A 15,411-nucleotide genomic window follows, 5' to 3' on the forward strand; every position below is an offset into this window, starting at 1 on the left:
ATTAAAGCCCATTTTCTCATGTTCAGGCTCATCATCAACTGAGTGATCACAAAGCAACTTAGGGCAAGGTTTTTACCACTGGTAAACGGCCGATAAACCTTAGATAAAACAAGCTAATTTTAATTTCTATGTTATACTCACCGTTCACCTTGCCAGCTATTCTTAAACGCTGCTAAAACAAAAGGCTCTTACTCCTACTTCTGAGAGGTGAGCCAATCCAAGGCTTCTTCTACGCTATAGAAGTGCTGCATCGGTATGCCAAGATTCGCCTCCTGCCTCACTTCGCTAATGGGCTTTTCCCTGCGGCTACTTTCCGTCACTACACGCGCCATTCGCTGAAGGCGTGTGGCTGCCAAGTCTCTTGTGAACTTGAGCATCATCTCTTTATATACTGCATCGGGGATACTGATCATCCTGTTCCGGGTATCTGTCAACAAATACTTCACATCATAATGCCTGATGGTTTCAATAACTGCATCCATCACGAACATCGCCTCGCTCACTGCATATTCGTTGAAATCAGGCCATACAACTACCAGCACATCTTTGGAAGGATTGTAGTCAAGTTTTACGATAGGGTTTGGTATGATCACGGCTTCTCTTTTTACACTTACTGGCCACTTATTAGCAGGAAAGTGCCAGAACACTTCCTGCTGCTCATTAAATATAGGAATAAAAACAAAGATTGTATTTTAAAAGCCTCCACAGCTATGTATATCCTACCTGTTGTCTTCTATACAACTTTGTAAACCATCTTTCAGGAATAAATTAGAGGATGCCGCTCTCTGGCCCATTCGTTGTCCTGCCCGGGTGCCGACAGAGAACAGCAAAAGCGTTAAAGCAGATTGGGCTAAAGAGTATAGCTCCGATCTATTGATTGAATGCGCTTTTAAATCTAACAACGATTTCCTAATCAGAGAATTATTCCAAAAACATGGTACTATTTTGTTTATCTAAATACCAGCATAAAACGAAGAATTTGAAGGAAGCTTTGCAAAGCTATATAATCATTGTACAATTATAATAAATGTTATAACAACCTATTAAACAGAGTTATAGTATTTAATTTAGTTCGCTTAGAATCATTAAATTGTCACATTTTATATATACTAAAAGCCTTCCTATGAAAACAAAGTTACAGCACATTCAACAGTACTTACCTTTTCTTCTTCTCAGCCGCCGGTGGAACAGGATAATAGGCCTATTACTTTTTTTTGTAAGCCTTTCTTCTACGGCTCTGGGGCAGCAAATTAGCCAAGAATGGGACAGAACCTATGGGAGTGAATATGAAGAAAACATTGAATTTGCAACGATGGTCGCTGCCCCGGATGGAGGTTACCTCTTAGGGGGTGATACCGAATTTAAAGGCACCAACGATGATAAAACTCAGCTTAATAAAGGAGAAAGAGATTACTGGATTGTGAAAACGGATGCGCTGGGTAACAAGGTATGGGACAAAACTTTCGGGGGTAACAGCTATGAGCATTTGGAAGCTATAATAAAGACGGCAGACAATGGTTATTTGCTGGGCGGCTATTCTAGCTCCGGTAAAAGTGGCGACAAAAGTGAAGAAAACAGCCCCAGGGACGAAGCACTCGAATCCTGGATACCTAACTATGACTACTGGATTATAAAAATAGATGCGCAGGGAAATAAAGTATGGGACAAAACTTTCGGGGGTAACAGATCAGATTACTTATCCTCTATTGTAATCACCCCTGATGGAGGCTACCTCTTGGGAGGTTATTCTAGCTCGGAAATAAGCGGCGACAAGAGTGAAGCCAGCCGGGGAGCTAATGATTATTGGGTCGTGAAGATAGATGCCCAGGGAAACAAGGTTTGGGATAAAACTTTCGGAGGCGATAAGGACGATAACTTCACGGCTTTATTAGCCACCAGCGATGGCGGTTATCTGCTGGGAGGCTATTCAAAATCAGGAAGCAGCAGTGACAAAAGCCAGCCCAACCTCGGTACCTGTCAAGGCCAGTATTGCACCAGAGATTACTGGGTTGTAAAGATAAACAACAGTGGGCAAAAAGTCTGGGATAAAACTTTTGGAGGCAATGAAGATGATATCCTGAAAACAATGATCAGTACTCCTGACGGTAATTACCTGCTCGGTGGTGATACCCAGTCTAACTTAAGTGGCAGCAAGAGCCAAGATAAGAAGGGATACTGGATCGTTAAAATAGACAATGCAGGTGAGGAAGTATGGAATAAGACTTTTGGTGGAAATGGCTATTACAAGATGTACACGGTTGTAGCTAACGCAGAAGGTTATCTGTTGGGCGGCTTCGCTAACGTAGGTATTGACACGGATAAGAGCGAAACGAGCCGAGGTGATTTTGACTATTGGATCGTGCAAGTTTCGGAAGATGGTAATACCAAACTCTGGGATAAAACTTTTGGAGGGGGCACCACGCCGGAAATGGGTGAGGAAGTAGGGGCTGATATTTTGAAAACCATCTTACCAACTGCTGATGGAGATTACGTGTTAGGAGGACAATCGGGTTCGGTTGCAGCTAACGAGAAAAGCAGTGACAAAAAAGGTTATTGGGTTATCAAAATAAAGAATACTGCCACACCGCCACCTGTAGATACAACAGTGGCTTTAAGCTATGGTGGCCGGGGGGCGGACCGGCTCAAAGTAGGGCTTAAAACAGCGGATGGTGGTTACCTGGCTGGCGGCTACTCTAACTCCGGCATCAGTGGCGACAAGAGTGAGGCAAACCGCGGAGGCTTTGATTATTGGGTGGTAAAGACCGACGCTAAGGGTAATAAACTTTGGAGTAAGACCTTTGGAGGCAGCGAAGATGATGAGCTAACTACCCTTATAGCCACTAATGACGGCGGGTACCTACTAGGCGGCACTTCCTTCTCCGGGGTCAGTGGCGACAAGAGCGAACCTAACCGAGGGGCAGAGTACGGCAAAACTGAAGATTACTGGATCATAAAAATTGATGCCCACGGCAATAAAGTATGGGATAAAACCTTTGGCGGCTTGTACAGTGATAAATTAAAAGCAATGGTAGTGACCAGGGACGGCAACTACCTGCTTGCCGGAGAGTCTGCCGGAGATGGAGGAGACAGAACCGCAGAACAAACAAACTATATCGACACCTGGCTGGTGAAGGTTGATACTAACGGTAATAAAATATGGGACAATGCATTCTTTTTTCAAGCTGATGAGCAGTATATTACTGCCATATTTACTACTCCAGATGGCGGCTACCTAGTTGGCGGCACATCTAAAATGTATGGTAGCCTGTCTGCAAACTTTGACGATCCTTCCTATTCTTTAGCAGTTATAAAAGTTAATGCAACTGGCGAGAAAGAATGGGAAAAGCTTCTCTACGGAAATGGCTCTCTCAACCAAATGCAAGCAATGATTGCTACTGCGAATGGACACTACTTGTTAGGATCAACTTCTTATAATTATACTTATGAAATAGATCAAGTGTCTGGAACGACACCTAACGACTACTATATAATGGATATAGACAGCAGTGGGTTAAAGCAGTGGGACAAAACACTTGGCGGGACGGGAGACGACGAAATGGCTGCGTTGCTGGCGACCCCAGACGGAGGTTACCTGTTGAGTGGCTCCTCTACTTCTGGGAAAGGTGGTGATCGCACGGAAGCAAACATATCGGGTTATACTTACTTAGATTCTACAGGAGCAGAGGCCTTTCGGCCTTTAAGTGATTACTGGGTTGTAAAACTTAACAAGAATGGCGATAAGCTGTGGGACAAAGCTTTTGGGAATGACGGTTCTACTACTGCCTCTGGCGGCAACTACTTAAGCACCATGTTGGTAGCGCCTGACAGCAGCTATCTGCTGGGAGGCACCAAAAACTGGAACGGTAGCGGGCAGCAAGACAGCGACTTCTGGGTTGTTAAAGTTGAAGATACCGCCACGCCCCCTGTTCCGAATTCCTGGAATGTACGGTTTGGCAGCGCGGGCACCGACCAGTTCACCACTGTCATCAAAACAAAAGATGGCGGTTACCTGCTGGGAGGCTATGCCGCCTTTGGCAGCAGCGGCGACAAAGGCGAAATCCCTAGTGCCTATAACAGGGATTATTCTGGTCGCGGCGGGTACGACTACTGGATCATCAAAACTGATGAAAAAGGCAACCGGCTCTGGAACAGAACCTACGGCGGTACGGCGGATGACTATTTAAACCGGATCATTCCTACGGAAGATGGCGGCTACTTACTGGCGGGTTCTTCTAAATCCGGCGTAGGGGGCGATAAAACAGAGGCCTCGCGCGGTGATCAGGACTACTGGATCATCAAAATCAGCAGCAACGGCACAAAACTATGGGATAAAACCTATGGAGGCTCTGGGTTTGATGATTTGCGCAAGGTTAACCAGCTCGATAACGGGAACTACCTTTTGGCCGGCCAGAGCAGTTCTCCTTTAAGTGGCGACAAGAGTGAAGCCAGCCGGGGCAGCAGAGATTACTGGGTTGTAATGACTGACAATAACGGTATGAAGCTTTGGGACAAACGGTATGGCGGCTCAGGTCGGGAAGACCTGGAAAGCTTTACCAAAACTCCGGATGGCGGCTTTTTGCTTGCCGGTAGTTCCACATCGGGTAAGTCTGGTGATAAGACCCAAGCTACGCAGGGCGGCAAAGATTACTGGTTAGTTAAAATAAATGGCAGTGGTACAAGGCTATGGGATAAAACTTTTGGCGGTAGCAAAGACGATGCGCTGTACTCGATTGGCATTACAAGAAGCGGAGACTACTTTGTAGCGGGCCAAAGTAAATCCGGCAAGGGGGGCGATAAGAGTCAGGACAGCCACCAGGGAAGTACAGACTACTGGATGCTTAAGCTTAGTAAAACAGGCACAAAGCTATGGGATAAGAGTTTTGGCGGCACAGGAGCGGAAATGCTTCGCTCTATAATCCAGGCAAAGGATGGCGGATATATTTTGGCCGGCAGCACCGACTCAGAAGTGAGTGGCGATGTGACGCAGCCCAGCCGGGGTGGCGCAGACTATTGGCTGGTGAAAACAGATGCGCAGGGTAACAAAGAGTATGACCAGCGCTTTGGAGGTGCGGGCAATGAAGAGTTCCGCTACATACAACATACGGCTGACGGAGGTTACTTACTTGGCGGCAGGTCCGATTCAGATGCTAGCGGCGATAAAACGCAGCCTAGCCAAGGAGGCACTGATTACTGGTTGGTGAAAGTAGCTCCTGTAGAGAGCTCAGTACTTGTAGCAGCTGCTAAACAAGAGGCTGTAGTAACTGAAACAGCAAACCTTAAGGGATGGCCTAACCCGTTTGCAGAGAAGGTGATCGTGAGCTTTAGCGTGAAGCAATCCCAACCGGTAAGCCTAAAGCTTTACGATAGCCAGGGCCGCGAAGTGGCTACCCTTTACGAAAGCGAGGCACAGGCTGGCAAAGCATACGAAGTAGAATGGCGACCAGCAGCAGGTCAGGCCAGGGGTATGTACATTCTCCGGCTGCACACTGCTGACAACACCCAGTTCCAGAAGCTTATCTTAACTAACTAGCAGTAAGCTATTCATCAAAAAGGCAATAGCTGTTTCTCTATTGCCTAACCTGTTCTGAAATGCCCGGCTTCCCTAAAGCCGGGCATTTTGATTTACACCTTTTCCTTTCCACAACCTGATCTCTGCTGCTTTAACAAGTATAGTGAATGCGAAAAACTGGACGATTTAGCAGAGGGGCAGAAACAAAAAATCCAGTAAATCAATAATTTACTGGATTTTTACTATTTTTGGTATCGCTACCGGCAGAGAGTGAGGGATTCGAACCCTCGATACCCTTTTGAGGTATACACACTTTCCAGGCGTGCTCCTTCAACCACTCGGACAACTCTCTGTTTGGTGGTGCAAAGTAAAGTATAAAGCGCCATACTTGCAAATTAATACGCTTTATACTTTAGCGTGGTAAAGGCGTCAGTTCTCCCCGCAGGTTTTCACATAGCAGGTTGCGGGTTTCCTCCTCGGGCAATCCAAGCCCGAGCACAAACATCATTTTAGTAATAGCAGCCTCTGTGGTGATATCAGCGCCTGCAACAACACCCATATCCAGCAGGTATTTACTTGTTTCGTAGCGCCCCTGATCCACGTACCCTTTATCACACTGCGACACATTCATTATGTAAATGCCTTTATCTACAGCCTCCTGTAGCAGTGCCAGAAACCATGGGTTAGTGGGTGCATTACCGGCACCAAAGGTTTCGAGCACAACCCCTTTCAGCCCGGGCGAATGAAGTATACTTTGCACGACCTCTGGCATGATGCCCGGAAACAGCTTTAGGATCACCACCCGCTCCTCCATGTTTCGGTGCCCTCTGAAGGGCTTCATCGGTGTTGGCAGGATATCTTCATAGTTATAGTCGATGTCGATCCCGGTTTCTGCCAACGGCGGGTAATTCTCTGACTTGAACGCGTCGAAATGGCTGCTCTCCATCTTTTTAGTGCGATTACCCCGCAGCAGCAGATTCCGAAAATAGATACATACTTCCGGCACCGTGCTTTTGCCGTCTGTTTTGGTAGCGGCGATCTGCAGCGCTGTGATCAGGTTCTCGCGGGCATCCGTACGCAACCGCCCGATAGGCACCTGGGCTCCAGTAAATATTACGGGCTTCTGCAAATTCTCCAGCAGGTAGCTCATGGCAGATGCCGAGTAAGCCATCGTATCCGTTCCGTGCAGCACGACAAAGCCGTCATACTTGTCGTAGTTATCTTGTATCAGCTCTGCCAGCCGGAACCAATCGTGTGCCGAAACATTGGAGGAGTCAATGATAGGTTCGATCGTGAGCACCGTAAGCAGGTAGTTGAACTGCCGTAACTCAGGTACGTGCTCCAAAATCTGGCTGAAATTAAAGGGCACCAAGTGCTGCTCTTTTTTATCAAACACCATCCCGATGGTGCCGCCCGTATAAAAAATCAGAATAGAAGCTTCGGGGTGGAGCGGTGCAGCGGTTTCTATCTCTACAGTCACAACTTTCATTCGTTACAGATTAAAAAGCTGAAGCGCATTGGCTGTGGTTGTGGCGGCTACTTCCGCTTCTGTTTTTTGCATCAGCTCAGCTACTCGTTTAGCGATGAGCGGCAAGTATACGGGTTCATTGCGCTTGCCCCGGTGCGGCACTGGCGCCAGGTACGGGCAGTCGGTTTCCAGCACCAAGTCGCTTAGTTGCAGGTGCGGCAGCACCTGGTCCATGCCGCCATTCTTAAATGTAGCTACCCCGCCTATACCCATCAGAAAGCCCAGTTCTTTCACCTGCTCCGCCTGCGCTACAGTGCCTGAGAAGCAGTGGAAAATACCTCTTAACGATCCGTCCTGCGCAGCGGCAAGAATCTCATACGTTTCATCGAACGAATCGCGGGTATGGAGCACAAGCGGGAGTTGGTGTTTTTTGGCCAGCGCTACCTGCACTTTTAATGCCTCCTGCTGCTCCTTGAGAAAAGTTTTATCCCAGTACAGGTCAATGCCGCACTCGCCCAAAGCTGCAAAAGGGCGCTTGCCAAGCCATTCCTCTACCAGGTACAGCTCTTTTTCAAAGTCCTTACCCACCGAAGTCGGATGCAGCCCCATCATGGGCAGGCATTGCTGCGGGTAGTTTTCTGCTGTTTCCAGCAGCACATCAATAGAAGTATGGTCGATGTTAGGCATGTAAATCCGCTCTACCCCCGCTTCTGCTGCGCGTGCGATGGCTTGGGCCCGATCGGCCTTAAACTGTTCGGAATATATATGCGCGTGCGAATCAATTAAATTCATTTCTAAACTGGTGTTAACATGAAGCAATTCCTTTACCCTACGATCTCCTCTTCAAGTTTGCAAGGTAGGAATTTAATTGCGGACGGGTATTGATGTCTATACACTTAATTAGTGATAATCTTTGCGGCGCTTCCTGTTTTCTGATGGTGCTGCTTTCGTTTTACTTAGTACCTCCTGCCCTTCCAGTTAATGCGCAGAGGCATAAAGAAAAGTATGATCAGGCTGACAGAAGTAACAATGAGATAAAGCTCCAGGAGGATAAAGATCCACCAGGGCATGGTACGACCCAGGCGGTGCAGGCAAATGGCTGCAAACAAGCTTTGAACTAGCAGTTTGGCTATAAATATAAAAATAGCGGTGCTCACCGAAGTATACAGAAAGAACGGCAGCAGAACCGGGTAATAAGCCCCATGAAGTATAAAAATGATCGCCATGTACCAGGGCAGGTGCCTGGTGCCCCGCATCCAGCGCAGGCGCTGGTGCAGAAACCCGTTCAGCGTATGGATGGGCGTAGACAGGGCCAGCACAGAACGGTCGTAAATATTGCGGAAGCCCCATCCTTTTTTTAACACCTGATTGAAGATGGCAATATCTTCTGTAATGGAGAAGTTTATACTCTCAAAGCCTGCCACCTGTTCATAGGCTTCCCGCCGCAGCAGCATATTGTTCCCCATAGCTGTTACCGGCAGGTTCAGGTCCGATACGACCTGCATCAGCCCCAAGGCGTAAAGCCAATCCAACGTTTGCAGCTGCGCAAAAAGACTGTTGCCTTCGGTGGTCGTTATACCGGTTACGACACCCACACCCTCCTTTAGTTCCGACAGCAAGGCGTGTATCCACTGCGGCGGCAGGGCGATATCGGCATCAGTGTAAAAGAAGTAATCAGTAGTAGCAAGCCGAGCCAGCTGAGCAAGCACATTGGCTTTTCCGCGTGCTTTGCCGAGCGTCTCTATAATGGTGGTGCAAGTATACATGGACTTATCTCGGATAAAGGAATCCACTATTGCCCGGGTAGCATCGGTAGAGGCATCATCACCGATAAGCACCTCCAGCTTATCTTTAGGATAGTTTAGTTTTTCAATTGACTCTAAACATCTTATAATGGCATGTTCCTCGTTTCGGGCAGCGATCAGGATGCTTACCCGGGGGAGTTGCGCAAGGTTAAGCCTGTACTGCTGCCGGTTAAACAGCAACAGGGCCAGCAGTAGCAAAAACAGGGAGAAAAAGACTATGAAATAAGCTACTGAAAAGATCATAATGTTTTGAAGGTGTACCCTAGCCCGCAGAAGTGCTCCAGAAAGCGCGGCAAAGTGTACATCAGGTTGTGTCTGGCTTTAAGGCTGTCGTGAAATACGATAATACTGCCGCTTTGGGTATGCTTAAGAGCTTTTTGCAGGCATTTTTCTGCGCCAAGCGTTTGATCATAGTCATTTGTGAGCATATCCCACATAATCAGTTCATACGTAGATGCCAGGTGGGCTGCCTGCCGGCTTGTGATGCGCCCATAGGGCGGCCGAAATAGCCTGTGCTCCTGCTGAGGCTGCAACTTATCCAGTTCAGACTGGCACTTAGCCACATTCTGCAGGTAATCCTGTAAGGGTGTATGCCAGCCTTTCAGGTGGTTGTAAGTATGATTCGCCAGCTTATGCCCCTGAGCCAGTACCTGCCGGGCTACGTCGGTGTGCTTGGCTACGTTTTCACCTACACAGAAGAAAGTAGCTTTTGCGCCGTGCTGCTGCAGTTGCTCCAGTACCCAGGGCGTTACGTCCGGAATAGGTCCGTCATCAAACGTAAGGAAAAGTTCGCGCGCCTGTCCCGCACGCGCCCAGGTATACCGGTGCATCAGTTTCTTTACCAGCACCGGCGTTTTGTAAAGTCTGATCAAAGTAATGTTTGTGGGTTATACTGTTGAACTGTGACTTGCAGAAAGCAACAAAGCTCCTTTGCAGGGTTTGCGGAACCCACCAGACGAATTGCAACAACTACTTAAACCTGCAGGACAGCAGGGTAATATCGTCGTTGAAAGAGGCTTCTTCGTTGTAGAGGTTTATTTCGCGGAGCAGCTGCAGATGCAACATTTTGGAGCTCAGAAAACGGTTGCGCTGCAGAAAGCTGATGGTGCCCTCGATTCCAAATTCCGCCTCGTCTTCATCAAACACCTCTGTTAATCCATCAGTATAGCAAAGCAGCACAGAATTGCGAGGCACATCGACTTTTGTAACAGACATAAACGGCAGCACATCAAAAACGCCCAGCATGGTGCAGCCTTCGTTCAGCAGCTGATGCGAATTATTGTCGTGCAGCAGTATAGGGGAATTATGGCCGGCATTTACGTAGGACAGCTCGCGCGTTTTGCGGTTGTAAATGGCTATAAAAGTGGTGATAAACTTCTCTGCGATTGCATTGCGGTAGATCAGGTGGTTGAGCTCTGATACAACGGTGTTCAGGTCAGCTGTCTGCCGCAGGATGGTACGGAGGCCGGCCTGAAAATTGGACATCAGCAGCGATGCGGGCACGCCTTTGCCTGAAACGTCGGCCACACAAAACAAAAACTGGTCCTTGTCGATCTCAATATAATCGTAATAATCGCCTCCGATGGAAGAATGCGGAATATAGCTGGCATGTATGGTCACATGCTTGTCGTTTGGCAGGCTCTTGGGAAAAAGCATGGACTGCACCTCGCGGGCAATTTCAATCTCCCGGCGAATCGACTCCTGGGCCAGTCGTTGCCGTGCCATCTTATGGTTCTCGATCGCAACAAGCATGATGTTACTCACCGTCTGCACAAAGTTCAGCGCATCCATGTTGTTGTAATATGGCTGCACTTTCCCGATCATCACAAAGGCCAGCACTTTGCCGTTGTGCAGAATAGGAATAACAATCTCAAAAGCCTGCCAGCGTTTGTCCACACTCAGGTCTGCCACGCTGCTTATTTCGGTGATCTTGCGGATAGAGTTGGGCAGTTCCTGCTTTGTAAAGTCCTGCGTGGTGCCAAAGCTAACCTGGCACTTCCACTCCTCATCGTGCACAAATAAGGCCAGGCGGCTGATCTGCAGCTGTGCCAGCAGCGTAAACCGGTAGATCTTATAAAGCGCTCCCTCCGGCAGGTTGTCGTTGATGGCACGCGTAATCTCCAGCAGGGCTGTAAGCTCTAACTTTTTAAGATTCAGCTCCTGCTGCGGGTTTGGTATCGTTAAATCAGGCATTCGAAATCGGTATTTTAGGATCGTATGCATCTCGCAGGCCATTCCCGAGCAAATTAAAGGCCAGCACCAACATGCTGATGCAAATACTTGGTAAAAGTACTAAAAAAAGACCAGCTCTGGCACCAATCAACTGAAATCCCTCATTCACCATCATGCCCCACGAGGGCGCTGGCGGCTGCACGCCCAAGCCTAAAAAACTAAGCCCCGCCTCGATAAGTATGGCAGAAGCAAAATTTGCTGTGGCAATAACAATGATGGGTCCTATCATGTTTGGAAGCAGGTGCCGGAAAATGATAGCATATTGCGTAATCCCCAGTACCTGAGCCGCTTCGATATATGTTTTTTCTTTCAGGCTGAGAATCTGACCCCGCACTACACGGGCTACCTCTACCCACATTGTCAGGCCAACGGCCACAAACGCCACCCATACGCCTTTACTGTCCAGGACCAGGCTGATGGCAATCACCAGCATAATGCCGGGCACCGACCATACTACAGTCATCAGGAAGAGCATCAGTTTATCTACCCAGCCACCGAAATAGCCGCCTACTGCGCCAATCGTCACCCCAACTACAAGCGAGATCAGTACAGCTACAAAGCCAATACCCAGCGAAATGCGTGTACCTAGTATAAGCCGGCTTAAGACATCGCGGCCAGCTTTATCAGTGCCCAGCCAGAAGGTCCTTTGCAACACCTGCTTCTGCTTTATACTTGCAATAATTTGCTGCTTATCAACAGCTTGTCCTTTATCAAGTATAATATCCTTTAAAGCAAACGTGCGGGGTTGATCGGCCATGGCGTTGTTGCTCCGCAGAGGTTGCACGGTCAGGCTATCGCCCTGGAAATGGTAGTTTTCTATTGGCAGTTCGCTGTAGCCAATGGCCCGGCCATGAAGTATAAAAGTCAACGGGTTGCTCTCCTGCCCCACGCCTCCAACGCGCGGCAGCCGAAGTACCTGCGCTGAAAAGCCGGGCGGTTTTTTCTGTATTTGCACAAGCCCGTTATTGGCATTGGGTGTAGCATCGGGCATAATCAGGTACCCTGCCAGTGCAACGAAAACAGCGAACACAATCACGCACAAGCCAAACATAGCCGGTTTGTTCTGCCACAGCCGCTGCCGGATATAATAAGCCGGTGACCGGGAGACAGGCGCTGCTTGCGTTGCTGAATACATCAGATGGAGTTGTGTACAATAAGACCGGCTTTGGTGGCCAGGTAAAAGTACGCGTGGCAGGATGTGCTGAAATTGGCTTCCTCAAAAGGCAGCTCCGTATCCTGGTTCGGGTACAGGATTTTTACATATCCCTGCCGGATCAGCGACTGCAAGGCCGTGCAGATCTCCTCATCTGATAAGGAGAGGGTGCTTTTCAGGTCCGGATATGAGGTAACGAAGTATAGCTCGTCCAGAATATCAAATTCGTTTTCGCTCATGAGGTTCGGATTGTTCTTCCTTTCCAACGGTAGCGGCCAAACAAACCCGCCAAGGCAGTGCCAACCACGTACGGCACATACACCAGTTGCAGCGGCAGCATATACCATACATACCGGCGGCGCCGTAAGAAAAGAAGTATACGATCTAAAAATAAGAAATCTATTCCAAACTTGGTAACATACGCCCCTACAAACCAAGGCACCGGCAACAGCCCCAGCCACACCAGCGGGATGGCGGTAAACAACAGCAGGTTTACGACGAACACATTCAACGCCACCAGTTGCACGTCAAGGCGCTGGTACGCTTTCCATTTACTGGCCCACCGAACGCGCTGCGACATAAAGTTAATCAGGCGTTTATGCGCCATAGTATAAACGATTGCTTTATGGCTCTTCAGAAAGGCTACCTTTTCCGGATAAAGGCTGCTGACCTTATGAAGCAGGAATTCATCATCACCACTGGCTACAGTTTCATTACCGCTAAAACCTTCTACCTGCCCGAAAACAGCTTTGGTATAGGCCAGGTTTGCGCCGTTGCACATGTTTGGCTTCCGCAGTTCGATAGAAGCTCCGCCCACGCCCATCAAGCTGGCAAACTCGACAAGCTGCATGCGTTCGAACAAAGTATGGGTATGCTGAAAGGCAACAGGACCGCTGATGAAGTAGGGTTGCTTTGTCTCATACAGGTAGGCATACTGCCTCAGCCACTCCGGCCCTACCCGGCAGTCGCCATCGGTAAAGACCAGTAACTCGCCCTGCGCCAGTTCTACTCCTTTTTGAATAGCAGCTTTTTTTCCGCTATACTTAACATAAGTATTCAACCGAATACATTTAACTGCCAGAGTGAATTTACTAAAAAACTGTTCGGCCAGTGCCACGGTCTCATCTTCGGAATGGTCATCCAGCACCAGCACCTCGATCAAGTGGCAGGGATACTGCTGCGCTTCCAGGTCCTGCAGCAAAGTTGTAATGTTAGCGGCTTCGTTGCGCACCGGGATAATAATCGTTATCGACGTTTCCGGCTGGAAGCCATGAGGAGCATCCGTACTGCTCATACGGTTCCAGGCGGCGAGGCGGCGCAGGATGAGCCAGCCATACGCCAGTAAGGAAAGCAGCAACAGGTAACGCATCAGGCGATGATCCCTTTCCGCACCAGGCGCAGGCGCAGCACAAACACCAGTCCTGCTGCGCTGGGCAGGGCGATGTTGAGCAGCCACAGGCTCAGGCTGGCGCTCAGCACCTGCAGGCGGGCCTGTCCCAGCAACCCGAATAGGTACATGGCAGAAAGCTCCCGCACTCCCAGATCTGATAAAAGGCTAACAGAGGGCACAACGGACTTCAGGTAGAAAGTACCTGATACGCCGCTGATATACTGCACTGGGCTCAAGTGCACCTCAAACAAGATAAGGAGCAGCACGAACTGCAACAGGAACACGGCATAGCGGCCCAGCGACAGCAGCAGCAGTCGCGACATCTCTCTGGAAGAATAGGTACTCATAATAGCGACATACGGCACCAGCCTTTGCAGCGGCTTTATAGCGGCTACCACTGCTACCAGCACATTGGCATGATATAAAACGACCAGCACCAACATACCTATAGCTCCTAACAAGAAGACAATGCTCAAGCTGATGCCCGGATACGAATGCCAGTAAAAGCGTAAGATAAAGTATAACAGCCCCAAAGAGCCGGCCAGCACGGTAGCCACCAGTTGGCAGAACCTGCCGATAAAGATCGCCCCAAGTGCCTCCAGCCGCTGCCGGCTTTTAAGTTCCAGCACACGCCCGGCATAATCCCCAAGGCGGTTGGGTGTGATAAAGCCTAAGGTAAGCCCCACCATTACTGACCGGTAGGCGCGCAGGTATGAAATAGGCTCGATTTTTTGCCCCAGCAATTGCCATTTACGGGCTTCAAAGCCCCAATTGATGGGGATTAAGAGCGCTGCCAGCAAGTATAATATGCGTAAGGGGCTTTCCAGCGCCCGCCTTACAATACTGCCCCAGGTCAAGTATGTATCCGGTGCCAGGTGAATGGTGTGGTAGAGCAGGTATATGGTGAGCAACAGCACCAGGAGCTTAGCCAGCAGCTGCAGATACTTTTTAGAAGGCATGCTATAAAACATACAAGTTTATAAGGTGCGGCCGGCTAATTCTGGCACGTAGCCCTTAGTGGCGGTTTAATTTTTCCGATCAGCCACAAATATACTTTTTATGGCAGAACAATAGTGTAAATTTGCGGTCCTATGGTTTACACTTCTGCCCTTCCGCCTAATAAACTTATCCTTGGTATAGACCCTGGCACCCAAGTGATGGGCTACGGCCTGATTGAGGTGACGGGGGCTAAAGTGCAGGTGGTACAGTATGGCGTAATACATTTGAAAAGCTACAGCAACCATGCAATCAAATTGAAGAAAATCTTCGACCGCATGATTCAGCTTATCGACGAGTACCTGCCCGATGAATTGGCCATCGAATCTCCTTTTTATGGTACCAACGTGCAGAGTATGCTCAAACTGGGTCGTGCGCAGGGGGTTGCGATTGCTGCTGCCCTCTCGCGCGACATTCCGTATGTGGAGTATGCGCCCAAGCAGATAAAGCAATCGGTTACCGGAAATGGGAATGCTTCCAAAGAGCAGGTAGCCAGCATGCTGGTGCAGATCCTCAAGATACAGGAAGCACCCAAACTGCTGGATGCCACCGATGCCTTGGGCGTAGCGCTTTGCCACCATTACCAGAAAGGCAACAATGCCAAAAAGGGCGGAAAATCGTGGAAAGGCTTTTTGACAGATAATCCGGACAGACTCGCCACATAAACGCTGCCGGAATCATACTTGGACTGCCCTTGGAATAAATTTCTTTAGACTCAGGCACTGGCACAACAGCTTCCGGGCCATACTTTAGCTGGCAAACAGCCATTCGCTTTACTCACTTAATTGCGCTGGTCAGCACCCCTGCTTTCTATACATCCGTATGGATGGGGTAGTATCTATTTATAATTTGTTGCGC

At 48.9% G+C, this 15,411-nt stretch carries 12 protein-coding genes and 1 tRNA gene; 2 read left to right on the top strand and 11 right to left on the bottom strand.

The genetic code is table 11. The features are described 5' to 3' along the window. Positions 1 to 194: 194 nt before the first annotated feature. A complete protein-coding gene (locus ABDW72_RS12900; protein WP_347158985.1) occupies positions 195 to 593 on the bottom strand; it encodes a hypothetical protein in 399 nt (132 codons plus the stop codon). Between the two features lie 530 nt (positions 594 to 1,123). On the opposite strand from ABDW72_RS12900, the gene ABDW72_RS12905 reads away from it, so the two are divergent. Beyond that, a complete protein-coding gene (locus ABDW72_RS12905) occupies positions 1,124 to 5,530 on the top strand; it encodes a T9SS type A sorting domain-containing protein (RefSeq protein WP_347158986.1) in 4,407 nt (1,468 codons plus the stop codon). Positions 5,531 to 5,773: 243 nt separating this feature from the next. Here ABDW72_RS12905 and ABDW72_RS12910 read toward each other — a convergent pair. The 10 genes from ABDW72_RS12910 to ABDW72_RS12955 all read right to left on the bottom strand — a co-directional run bounded on the left by ABDW72_RS12910 (position 5,774) and on the right by ABDW72_RS12955 (position 14,528). Beyond that, a tRNA-Ser gene (locus ABDW72_RS12910) sits at positions 5,774 to 5,861 on the bottom strand. Positions 5,862 to 5,921: 60 nt separating this feature from the next. Beyond that, positions 5,922 to 6,998 (bottom strand): asparaginase, encoded by a 1,077-nt coding sequence (locus ABDW72_RS12915; RefSeq protein WP_347158987.1) that lies wholly within the window; start codon positions 6,996 to 6,998, stop codon positions 5,922 to 5,924. A 3-nt stretch (positions 6,999 to 7,001) separates the two neighbouring features. Then, on the bottom strand, positions 7,002 to 7,769 hold the full coding sequence (locus ABDW72_RS12920) for a TatD family hydrolase (RefSeq protein ID WP_347158988.1): 768 nt from the start codon (positions 7,767 to 7,769) through the stop codon (positions 7,002 to 7,004). A 164-nt stretch (positions 7,770 to 7,933) separates the two neighbouring features. Continuing rightward, positions 7,934 to 9,025 (bottom strand): glycosyltransferase, encoded by a 1,092-nt coding sequence (locus tag ABDW72_RS12925; RefSeq protein ID WP_347158989.1) that lies wholly within the window; start codon positions 9,023 to 9,025, stop codon positions 7,934 to 7,936. Then, complete coding sequence (locus tag ABDW72_RS12930; protein ID WP_347158990.1) at positions 9,022 to 9,654, bottom strand: polysaccharide deacetylase family protein; 633 nt, start codon at positions 9,652 to 9,654, stop codon at positions 9,022 to 9,024. Before ABDW72_RS12930 ends, ABDW72_RS12925 begins: the two co-directional genes overlap by 4 nt. 97 nt (positions 9,655 to 9,751) lie before the next feature. Beyond that, positions 9,752 to 10,975, bottom strand: a complete 1,224-nt coding sequence (locus ABDW72_RS12935) for a GAF domain-containing SpoIIE family protein phosphatase (protein ID WP_347158991.1) — start codon at positions 10,973 to 10,975, stop codon at positions 9,752 to 9,754. Then, positions 10,968 to 12,149 carry an ABC transporter permease gene (locus tag ABDW72_RS12940; RefSeq protein WP_347158992.1) on the bottom strand — a complete coding sequence of 394 codons (1,182 nt, stop codon included), beginning with the start codon at positions 12,147 to 12,149 and terminating at the stop codon, positions 10,968 to 10,970. The genes ABDW72_RS12935 and ABDW72_RS12940 overlap by 8 nt, the downstream gene beginning before the upstream one ends. After that, entirely contained in the window at positions 12,149 to 12,406 is a 258-nt protein-coding gene (locus tag ABDW72_RS12945; protein WP_347158993.1) for a hypothetical protein, read from the bottom strand. The genes ABDW72_RS12940 and ABDW72_RS12945 overlap by 1 nt, the downstream gene beginning before the upstream one ends. Continuing rightward, complete coding sequence (locus ABDW72_RS12950; RefSeq protein WP_347158994.1) at positions 12,403 to 13,623, bottom strand: glycosyltransferase; 1,221 nt, start codon at positions 13,621 to 13,623, stop codon at positions 12,403 to 12,405. Before ABDW72_RS12950 ends, ABDW72_RS12945 begins: the two co-directional genes overlap by 4 nt. Next, positions 13,536 to 14,528 (bottom strand): lysylphosphatidylglycerol synthase domain-containing protein, encoded by a 993-nt coding sequence (locus ABDW72_RS12955; protein ID WP_347158995.1) that lies wholly within the window; start codon positions 14,526 to 14,528, stop codon positions 13,536 to 13,538. Before ABDW72_RS12955 ends, ABDW72_RS12950 begins: the two co-directional genes overlap by 88 nt. A gap of 120 nt (positions 14,529 to 14,648) precedes the next feature. On the opposite strand from ABDW72_RS12955, the gene ruvC reads away from it, so the two are divergent. Next, positions 14,649 to 15,218, top strand: coding sequence for a crossover junction endodeoxyribonuclease RuvC (gene ruvC / locus ABDW72_RS12960; RefSeq protein ID WP_347158996.1), 570 nt, complete (start codon positions 14,649 to 14,651; stop codon positions 15,216 to 15,218). Positions 15,219 to 15,411 lie beyond the last annotated feature (193 nt).

Origin of the sequence: Pontibacter chitinilyticus (assembly GCF_039748935.1) — a bacterium.
Taxonomy (GTDB): Bacteria; Bacteroidota; Bacteroidia; order Cytophagales; family Hymenobacteraceae; genus Pontibacter; species Pontibacter chitinilyticus.